The following is a 669-nucleotide window of genomic DNA, read 5'->3' as shown; positions in this document are numbered from 1 at the left end:
TCAGTCGCCGTACTGCTGGAACTCAACACGGTCACCATTGTCGTCCTTCAGGGTGCCTTCGATCGCACTCTTCAGCAGGGAAGGTGCAGTATTTTCTGCCTGCAGTGCATATGCCTGAACCTTGATGTCGAAGACCGCTTCCGCTTCGTCGTTATCCCAAGCAGTGGGGATCTTGATATCGCTGAACAGACGCATCAGAGTATTTGCGGGAACACCCTGCTCCCAACCGGGATACTCGGGATTGTAGGCGTACAGCTTGCCCTGTACAATGTTCTCGCCATCATACACCTTCACATCCTGAACACCCAGCCACTTGTCACCGTCGACATTTTCCTGACGGGCTACAGCCTCATCAATCAGCTTATATACTTCCTGTGCGGAAGGATCCGTGGTGTTACCAACGGTTACCACGATACCCACGTGCGCATTGGAAGAACCATCACGAGTCAGCACAGAAACTCTCTTATCCAGATCGTCACCGGGAACTACTCCGGTGTACAGGATACCATTCTGTACACCGTTCTCATCGAAGGTGTACTGACCCTTCGGATCTTCCGTCTCATCGATCAGGGTCATATCAACCTTACCGGTGGTGAATACGTTCGTCATGGTATCGCTCTTGTCGGTGAAGTAAGCCAGAGTAGCGCCGATGGACAGGCAAGCTACCAG

At 52.3% G+C, this 669-nt stretch carries 1 protein-coding gene; it reads right to left on the bottom strand.

What is annotated here, in order from left to right; genetic code table 11:
* The coding region (locus B5G03_RS16915; RefSeq protein WP_140401744.1) for a SipW-dependent-type signal peptide-containing protein at nucleotides 1-669 on the bottom strand (669 nt) is incomplete at its 5' end.

This window comes from Gemmiger sp. An50 (assembly GCF_002161595.1).
Taxonomy (GTDB): domain Bacteria; phylum Bacillota; class Clostridia; order Oscillospirales; family Ruminococcaceae; genus Allofournierella.
The sequence above is the reverse complement of the archived record's forward strand: the minus strand, read 5'-3'. Positions and strand labels throughout refer to the sequence as shown.